Source organism: Sphingobacterium shayense (genome assembly GCF_013179575.1).
Taxonomy (GTDB): domain Bacteria; phylum Bacteroidota; class Bacteroidia; order Sphingobacteriales; family Sphingobacteriaceae; genus Sphingobacterium; species Sphingobacterium shayense.
Window position 1 is genome coordinate 1 of the sequence record NZ_JABMCQ010000159.1, and the last position, 9,828, is coordinate 9,828.

8 protein-coding genes are annotated in these 9,828 nt (G+C 38.4%); 5 read left to right on the forward strand and 3 right to left on the reverse strand.

Features of this window, described 5'->3' with window-relative positions; genetic code table 11:
• The coding region (locus HP439_RS15415; protein ID WP_172391230.1) for a universal stress protein at positions 1–614 on the forward strand (614 nt) is incomplete at its 5' end.
• Between the two features lie 27 nt (positions 615–641).
• On the opposite strand, the gene HP439_RS15420 is transcribed toward HP439_RS15415, so the two are convergent.
• Both HP439_RS15420 and HP439_RS15425 read right to left on the reverse strand, forming a co-directional pair.
• Positions 642–2,573 carry an LTA synthase family protein gene (locus tag HP439_RS15420; protein ID WP_172391231.1) on the reverse strand — a complete coding sequence of 644 codons (1,932 nt, stop codon included), beginning with the start codon at positions 2,571–2,573 and terminating at the stop codon, positions 642–644.
• 1 nt (position 2,574) lies between these two features.
• Positions 2,575–4,449 (reverse strand): LTA synthase family protein, encoded by a 1,875-nt coding sequence (locus HP439_RS15425; protein ID WP_172391232.1) that lies wholly within the window; start codon positions 4,447–4,449, stop codon positions 2,575–2,577.
• 167 nt (positions 4,450–4,616) lie between these two features.
• Between HP439_RS15425 and HP439_RS15430 the strand changes: the two genes are divergently transcribed.
• The 3 genes from HP439_RS15430 to HP439_RS15440 all read left to right on the forward strand — a co-directional run bounded on the left by HP439_RS15430 (position 4,617) and on the right by HP439_RS15440 (position 8,193).
• Positions 4,617–7,232: a valine--tRNA ligase gene (locus tag HP439_RS15430; protein ID WP_172391233.1), complete on the forward strand. Its 2,616-nt coding sequence runs from the start codon at positions 4,617–4,619 to the stop codon at positions 7,230–7,232.
• A gap of 459 nt (positions 7,233–7,691) precedes the next feature.
• Entirely contained in the window at positions 7,692–7,955 is a 264-nt protein-coding gene (locus tag HP439_RS15435) for a DUF4342 domain-containing protein (RefSeq protein WP_172391234.1), read from the forward strand.
• Between the two features lie 46 nt (positions 7,956–8,001).
• Entirely contained in the window at positions 8,002–8,193 is a 192-nt protein-coding gene (locus HP439_RS15440) for a YqaE/Pmp3 family membrane protein (protein WP_172391235.1), read from the forward strand.
• A gap of 236 nt (positions 8,194–8,429) precedes the next feature.
• Here HP439_RS15440 and HP439_RS15445 read toward each other — a convergent pair whose 3' ends face one another.
• Positions 8,430–8,852, reverse strand: a complete 423-nt coding sequence (locus HP439_RS15445) for a Dabb family protein (protein WP_172391237.1) — start codon at positions 8,850–8,852, stop codon at positions 8,430–8,432.
• A gap of 154 nt (positions 8,853–9,006) precedes the next feature.
• On the opposite strand from HP439_RS15445, the gene HP439_RS15450 reads away from it, so the two are divergent.
• The coding region (locus tag HP439_RS15450; protein WP_172391236.1) for a DUF3857 domain-containing protein at positions 9,007–9,828 on the forward strand (822 nt) is incomplete at its 3' end.

Consider the following 9,828-nt stretch of genomic DNA (forward strand, 5'->3'; position numbering starts at 1 on the left):
TTTCTATAAGCAGGGCTTGTATACAGGGCAATTTAAGCGACATTATTCTTGAACTTATTGGCGATAATCCAATTAGTTTTGTTGTTATGGGAACTAATGGAGTCAGTGGCCTAACAGAAAAACTGATTGGTAGTAATACCTTTGAAATTATCCAAAAATCACCGATCGGCGTAATTGCTGTCCCTCATGAAACCAATATTTTTCGATTACAAAAAATTGGCCTGTTAACAAACTTCAAACCCGATGAACGCACGCTTTTAAAGACATTTACTTCTCGAACAGGGCCTGCCATGAAAGTTAGCTTACTTCACGTTTGGGAGAATAAAGAACATCCTATTGAAGCTGATATTACCTTTTGGAAAAATCAGCTAATCGAAGAGACCAACATTGAAAATATCACTTTTAATTCAATAGAAATGACTAACAGACTGGACTACAAAAATCCAATTCCAGAATGTATAGCGGAACTGTCAAAAAAAGAAAACGTTGATATATTACTGGTGAGTTATACACGTAAAAGCTTTTTTAAAGCACTGTTTTCTAGAAGTCTTGTTAAAACACTAACATACAAAATTAAAATCCCGATGTTTTTTCTAAATGCCGAACAAACATAATATTTGCAACAACTTAGCCGTGGGTTATCAAGGGGCCACCAGGTCATTATCAATCATACGTCGATTATACTGTTGAATAAAAGCTTTTAACTGCCCATCCATTTCCTTTACGGTTGCCGGGAGTTTGCTGACTAAATTGTCTTTCTCAAAACGGTCTACTTTAAGATTAAACAGAGAGATCGGCCTATCGCCATCATGACTCATGTAATAGTCTCCTTGAAAGAAGTTATACACGCCACCTATATTATTTACCAAAAAATTGTTTCGGTCTTTCGAGAGAGCATCAAAACCAAAAGAAAAGTAAGGTTTATCAAAACCGATATATTGCAAAACTGTTGGCATAATATCTATTTGTTGAACCAATTTGTCCGACATTCCTTTCAATTGTCCGCCTGGATGATAAAAAATTATTGGAATCGCAAAAGCATTCGATGCAGTATTATATTCAGGAAGATAACTTACTGTTGCATGATCCGCGCAAATAACAAATAACGTGTTATCATACCAGTCCGAATGTTTAACGCGTTCAAAAAATTGCCGTAGCGCATAATCAGTATATCCCACAGGCTCTTGAACCGGCAATGGCCCTTTAGGAAATTTTCCCGCGTAGGCTGCTGGCACTTTAAAAGGATGGTGTGAGGATAGGGAGAAAAACGAAGCAAAGAATGGTTCGCGAAACTCTCCTAGTTTTTTCGCCATAAATTGCATAAAAGGTTCATCCCAGATTCCCCATATACCATCAAAGTCCTTGTCATTATTATATTCAGTTTTACCAAAATAATGTTTAATACCCGCAAGTTTAGCATAAGCCGAGAATCCCATACTTCCGTTGGGTGCGCCATGAAAAAAAGCGGTCTGATAACCTTCAGCCCCCAATAATTCCGCAATACTCGTAGTCTTGTTCCCGGAATAAATGGATAAAACGAAAGGCTCACCGACTGATGGAATACCAGAAATAATCGATGGCAAAGCATCAATAGATTTACGACCATTCGCATAAGACCTATTGAAAGTATAAGACGCTTGAATAAGTGAATCTAAGAATGGCGTATAACCGCGATAATTTCCACCTTGAATATCGTGATTTAAAGCACCGACATGTTCTTTAGCAAAACTTTCTAAGATTAAAAAGACAACGTTCATCTTACGAAACGTTACCGTGTCGGAAGGTCTATGAATCACGGGGTAGACTTTATTGATCTCGTCTTTAGAATAGTAATTTACCGGTTTCAAAGCCACCGCTTTCAATGTCTTTAAAATACTAAACGGCGTATTTAATACAATATTCATTTCCTCCGGCGTTTTTACGAAATCACCTGCATTGCTTAGCGTAATTGGTCTGGTACTGTGCGCCCACCCCCCACGAACACCACCAATAAACAGAAAAGCTACTAATAAAAGTAAAATCGAGTGAACACTATAGAATCTCCATCCCATTATCTTTGGTTGTTCAGGCACGGCAATCCGAGCGATCCTTGACAATACAAACACCGCAATAAAAAATACAAAGACCAGCGGCCAATAATCTAACGTAAAATCAAGAAATAAACTTCCTATATTCTGTTCATGAGAAAATTGAGTAAAGAAGGTACCCGTTGTCCTCTTTAAGGTAAACGGATAATATGCGAAATCGATCAAATTTGCGGCTATTCCAACGCTATTGGTAACTATAAAGAGTAATCGTGCACCACGCTGATAGCCCGAATTATATTTCCAATTCCAAGGGATAACCTGCAATAATATATACAGTATATTGAGATAAAGTAAAGCGACAATATCAAATAATACTCCTCCGCCTAACATAATTGAAAGATCCAACACACCGACTTGGGGAAACAAAGTATGATTATAAAAATAAAACCCCATCCGCATCAGCGCATAGAGCACGAGTAACAAAAGGAATTGTATTGCCAATATCAGAAATGTATTGGCCAGATTTCGTGATAGAACGTTTCTCATTTTAATATTTTAAAAAATCTTGAAAGACCTTTTGATAGTAACCTTGAGCATATTGCAGCAAGCTATCTCGCTCCTGTTGACTATTCAATCCGAAAGTACTATAACCAATTTTTCTCCCTTGGATATCGTAACTCACAGCCCCCTCAGGTGCTATCACGCCGAAAGTGTTATTAGAGTTATAAAACGCCATATGGCTACGTTTTGAAGCAAAGAGATTTTGTGAAAACGGGAACTCGTGTCCGTAATTTCCCACAAATCCCGCCAATGTGCTTGCAACATCTAGCTGACTTACGACAGCGTCGACTTTTCTTCCACGATATTCCTTCTTCAGTGCGCCACCAAAAACGAAAAGCGGAATATGGTATCGAGCAGGATCTTCCAATCCATACTTTTCCTGCGGATAAAAATGACCGTGATCGGAAGTCACCAGCACTATCGTATTTTTATACCAAGGCTGCTTTTTAACCCGTTCGATAAACGCATTAAGCATGGTATCCGTATAGTACGCTGTACTTCGATAAGCATTCGCTTTGCTGTCGTTTCCGAATTTATAGCTAGGTGACAGGTCGAATGGTTCATGATTTACTAAGGTGTAAAAAATACTGAAAAAGGGGTTCTTATCTGCATTCAAATCTGCTAACATCCGATTCGAGACAACATGATCATAAACGCCCCAAGAATTTCGTTGTGCATCGGGCGGAAAGTTCATCATATCTACAACTCGCTTAACTCCATGGGTATACATAAAGGATTTCACGTTATAAAACTCGCTCTGTCCTCCATGGTAGAATGAAGTTGAGTAGCCTAACGAATCATACAATTGCGTAATCGACAATAATTTTTCGTGTTTGGGGATATACTTAATTATACTTTCAGGTCCCTGTGCAGGGAATGCGCTGAGTAGAGCGATAATTCCTTTATCGGACCGATCGGCAGCGGCATAAGCAGATCGGAAAGAAATCCCTTCATCCATTAATAGGCTCATTTTAGGGGTGATATCTTTTTCACCACCCAAATCTTCAAAAACTTGAGCGACCACCCCTTCTAATATGACTAAAATAACATTTGGCCTAGAAGTGTGTAATATCTTATCAACACTAGTAGGATCATAAGTTGTGGCAGACGCAGTCAATCGGACCGCTGTTTCTTGCGGTAAAAATTGATATGGGTTTTGTTTTGTGCTTTTCGTTAAATCTTTTAAAAATGCCCAATAGGTATTTACAGCAACATGGTTTACTGTATTGTCTTCAGAGAAATAAACTGCACTCGGATTGAGAGCAGCACGCCCGTATCCCCCTCTAATAAATGTAAAAAGAAGGCCTGCCCCGACAACGAGAGCAAAAATAGTACCTGACAAACGTTGAGCACGATATTTAGCTTTGGGGACAACAAATAAATGATAGAAATAATGAGCTACAAAAAAGTATACCGCCAACACAAGTATACCCGAACCCACCATAATCAGATCAATAGAATTAGATACGCCCCCAAGAGCGCTCCATCCCAAGGAAACAGCACGTTTACTGATCTTTTCTCCCCAAGCGCTATATAATTGAATATTTCCAACGGTGATCGCTGCAAATAGAAATGTAACCACCATCACATAAGCCCTCAATATCCATATAGAAACAGGTCGTTTAATCCATAACTGCTGCAGAACCGAGAACAAGAAAGGAAAAATAGATAAATAAGCGGCCAAAGAAAAATCCATTCGTAAGCCGTATAAAAAAGCATATACCAGTTCCTGTGGCTTACCAATTTGGGGCATAGCGCTGAAAGAAAAAACCAATCGATCAACCAAAGATAATGCTAGCCAATAACCAAACACTACGCAATGGAATATCAAATTTACTCGCCAAGCGGCCTTATCTTTCATTGGAATATCTCAATATTAATAAACTGTTTACTAAAAATTAACGGCAAAAATACATTTATTTAACAATAACTACTTGGAAGCACCGTCATTTCATCAACATTTTATTCCTTATATTCTTCCTAAAACTCTAACCAAATGTCTATTTTTGTATTTGATTTTTTAATAAAATGAGCATAGCTAAAACATACGAGCCAAAAGAAGCAGAAGAAAAGTGGTATTCATATTGGAAAGACAACGGTTTTTTTCGGTCCACTCCTGACGATAGAGAACCTTATACAATCGTGATGCCTCCGCCGAACGTTACGGGAGTGTTACATATGGGCCACATGTTGAATAATACCATACAAGACGTATTAATTCGTAGGGCACGTATGCAGGGGAAAAATGCTTGTTGGGTACCTGGGACAGACCACGCATCCATTGCGACTGAAGCAAAGGTTGTTGCTATGCTTAAGGATCAGGGGATAGATAAAAAATCTTTAACTCGGGAGAAATTTTTGGAACACGCATGGGTCTGGAAAGAGAAATATGGCGGTATTATTCTAAAGCAGTTGGAAAAACTGGGTGCGTCATGTGACTGGGAACGGACTAAATTCACACTAGATCCTGACCTATCCGAATCCGTTATTGATACATTTATTCGCTTCTACAAAGAGGGCTATATATATCGAGGTGTTCGTATGGTTAACTGGGACCCGCAAGGCAAAACAGCACTTTCCGATGAAGAAGTAATCCGGAAAGAAGTTAACCAGAAGCTGTACTATATCCGTTATCAAGTAAAAAATAGTGATCGTTTTATCATTATTGCTACAACGCGCCCAGAGACGATTATGGCTGATACAGCGATATGTATCCACCCTGATGACGAACGTTACAGTGATCTTAAAGGGAGAACCGTTATCGTCCCTCTTATTAACCGCGAAATTCCAATCATTGAAGATACCTATGTTGAACGGGAATTCGGTACTGGTTGTTTGAAGGTAACACCTGCTCACGATCTAAACGATTACGAACTGGGACAAAAACACAACCTACCTGTGATCGACATCCTTAATGACGATGGTACGCTAAACGAAAAAGCTCAAATACTCATTGGTGAAGATCGGTTCATCGCGCGTAAAAAAGTGGCAAAATTATTGGAAGAAGTTGGGCAAATAGAAAAAATTGAAGATTACAAATCCCAGGTGGGATTCTCCGAGCGAACAGATGCGGCTATAGAACCAAAATTATCCATGCAGTGGTTTTGCAAGATGGAAGAACTTGCAAAACCAGCACTTAATTACGTGGAAGATGGAACAATCAAATTGATTCCAGATAAATTCTTCGCATCTTATAAACATTGGATGGAAAATGTCAAGGATTGGTGTATCTCGCGCCAACTTTGGTGGGGGCATCGTATCCCAGCATGGTACAATTTGTCCAATGAGTGGGTTATCGCTAAGACCGAACAGGAAGCTATTTCGGAATTCTTGAGTCAAGGCAAATCCACGGAAGGAATACGCCAAGAGGAGGATGTATTGGACACTTGGTTTTCATCTGGATTATGGCCGATGTCTGTATTCGATGGAGTACGCAATCCGGATAATCCTGAATTCAAATACTACTATCCGACCAATGACTTGGTTACCGCGCCAGAAATCTTATTTTTCTGGATTGCCAGAATGATCATCATGGGACACGACTATACAAAGTTACCCCCTTTTAAAAATGTATACCTTACTGGAATTGTACGTGACAAATTAGGTCGAAAGATGTCCAAGTCTCTGGGAAACTCTCCCGACCCAATTGAACTTATGGAACAGTACGGTACAGACGGTGTACGCGTAGGAATGTTACTATCCTCTCCGGCAGGAAATGACTTGATGTTTGACATTTCCTATTGCGAGCAAGGACGAAATTTTGCAAATAAAATATGGAACGCTTTCCGTTTGGTCAAAGGGTGGGAAGTCATTCAAGCACCATCAACCAATGCACAAAAAACTGCTGCAACCTGGTTTGAAAACCGATTCAACCAAGCGGTAATAGAAATCGACGAACACTTTGAAAATTATAGATTGTCTGATGCGCTGATGACCACCTATAAACTTATTTGGGATGATTTCTGTGCCTGGTATTTGGAATTGATAAAGCCAGCATACCAGTCCCCGATTGAACATGAGACCTTAGAGACAGCGAAAGTGTTCTTCGAAAAAATTCTGACACTTGCCCATCCATTTATGCCATTTTTGACTGAAGAATTATGGCATGACGAAATTTTCCAAAGAGCCGATACGCAGGACTGCATCATTGTTGCTCCATACCCATCCGTTCTCTCATACCAAGAAAATATTGTCAAAGAGTTTGAAATCGTTCAACAAATAATCTCTGAGATACGTAGCATACGAAATACGAAAGGTATTTCACCAAAAGTAGCCCTGCCACTGGCGATTAGTACAAGCTCAATAGATTTCACTAAGTATGAACAAAGTATTGTGAAACTTGCCAACGTAGCTGACTTTTCACTGGTAAATGAAAAAGTACAAGGCGCAGTAAGCTTCTTAGCCGGAAAAACAGAATGTTTTGTTTCCTTAGAAAATAACATTGACGTCGAAGCGGAGAAAGACCGGATTAGTAAAGAAATACATTATTTAAAAGGTTTTCTAGTCGGTGTGGAGAAAAAGCTATCCAATGAACGGTTTGTACAGAACGCCAAGCCAGAAATCGTAGAAAACGAAAAAAATAAAAAGTCGGACGCCGAGACAAAAATAAAAATCTTAGAAGACAGTTTATCTTCCCTAGGCTAAACTATTGACGATATTGATCAAACGACACCGCGTCTCACACTTGGTGTCGTTTGATATGCATCTGGAGAGTTCCGTTGATAGGTGGAAGAAAAAAGGTTCCTCTTGGCCGTAATATCCATTTTTATTCAAACAACATAAAATAAGATTATTCCCTGAACCACTGATTTTTACCCTGAATACCGCATCACCAGAGACTTATTGACTGGCATCTTGTTAACAACAACCAGCGATAACAACCATCAGAAACCGATTCTAGCTGAAAAGCCGCAAGTATGTTAGAACGATCAAGTATGTTAGAACGATGTTATGTTGTCGTCCGCGAGTTTCAATTTATCCGTAATCCGGAATTTCACCGAAACATCGCAGCGTTTAACCGAGAAGTATTCTAAGTTTACCTATTTACATTCCCCTATGGAATATTTTCATTCTATCTTTGATGTATCAAAAAAATAATAGATCATGAAAAATAGCTCATCATTTAACATCAACTTCGAGAGTATCTCTCAATTTCTCAACAGTGTCTTCAGCAAACTGAACAAAACAAACCTGAAGCTAGTTGCAAAGTCAGGGAAACAATACGCGTCTCTTCCCTTAATCATTGCACTCATTATTACATGCATACTACCGTTTCTTGTTATTGCAGGGGTAATAATCGCCTTAATCCTCGATATTAACATTATTTTTGAACATCAAGTTGATGAAATCAATAAAATCGAAAAATAAATTATCAAACAAATAATATTTAACTTGAATTACAATAAATACTAAAATGATATTAATAGCAGTCCTCCTACCGTGGCTTTCCTTCTTTTTCCGTGGAAAAATATTGTCAGGGATTCTTTGCCTTATTTTACAAATCACTTTAATTGGATGGCTACCTGCTGCTATCTGGGCTGTCGCATCGCGAGTAGATGGTAAAAATAGAGCACGTATACAGCGTCTTGAAAGAAATATTTCATAAAAAAAGAAGAAAGATATTCTTTTTTGAGGGATAAAAGATATCCCTCAAAAAAGAGGTAACCCCTTTCGTTATATACAATTCATAAAATTCACTAGTGCTATCTAGGTTTTATCGGGCATAAGGCCTGGTAAATGTGATTAAAGAAAAAACTCCTCATAACCTGAGGAGGCACTCCACACTTTTTTATCTACTTAAGCCGTTTATAAAGGAGTCGGTATTATCCAATAATCGATATCTTAAACAAATTGACTATCACGTACTGCTACCTTCGTCCAGTATTTGCTAAATTTTTCTGCCGCCGCAAGATGATCGGGATGTTTTTCATATACATTAATCTCTTCCATCGAATTAAATAAGACAAATATGCTGTATTGAAAGGAATTATCAACCACATCTCTGTTTGTTGTGGATGCGGGTTTGCCGACGTGGAAAGCCAGTATTCCTGGAATCTTTTTAAGCTCTTCAAAAAACAGAAGGAAATCTTGTTCCTCTTGCTCTGTTATACCTTCTTTCAGCCAAAAATAAACGGTATGCAATATTCTCCCTGACACAAATTCAGTATTTGTAGATTGCGAGGTCGCTGCTGTGCTGCAGGATCCCATTAATGCTGCAGATGCACCTAGTGCCGCTGCATTTTGTAGAAAATTTCTTCTTTCCATGACTTAGCTTGATTAAACCAAATATAAATATTTTATTCCCAAAGGCAAAAACAATCGGTTGCATAAATAGAAAAAAAGATTCCTTATCTCATGAGAAACTACTAATCTAACAAACTGAATTTGTAACTTTGGATAATCAAACACGCCAGTTATTATGAAATTATTTTTGCTGGGTTGCCTTATCGCACTCTCAACAATCTGTCGCGCACAAAATAAATTTGTGGTCGAATCAATACCTGATCAACTAAAAAATCGAGCTGCGATGACCGTTCGGTATGAATCCGAGGAAGTCATCATGTATGCCCCAGATGATGTTCGTCATAAAGTAAAAAAAGCTATCACAATTCACAACAAAAACGGCGAATTTTTCGCATATATACCGTTGTATTATGATAAAAGTTCAAAAATAAAAACCGCGAAAGGTGCTGTATATGATGAATTTGGTCGCCAAATAAAAAAACTGAGTCTTAAAGATTTTAACGACGTAAGCGCGGCCGATGGATTTTCAATGTTTTCCGATACCCGACTAAAATATTACAGCAATGACGCTCCACAATACCCTTACACCCTTGAATTTGAGTATGAAATTCAACTTTCTCAAAATCTGATGATACCAAATTGGTCTCCAGACTATCACCCACAAGTTTCCGTCGAACAAAGTAGTTATTCATTTACTTACCCAACCTTAGAAAAGATACGCATCCATACGCAAAATATTGAAAGTACAGGATTAAAAACCGAAAAAGAAGGTTTTACGACCCTGAAATGGGAGGTTACTAATCTTGAAGCAAAGAAGCAAGAAGAATTCACCCATCATTTTCAGGATCTGAATATTCAGGTAAACATAGTTCCAGAAAGGATTTCATATTATAACCATAGTGGCTCCCTTACGGACTGGAAAAATTTCGGGAAATGGGCACATGATATGTTACTTAACGGAAAACAAGATCTCGGCCCAGATGTAAAACAGAAAGTC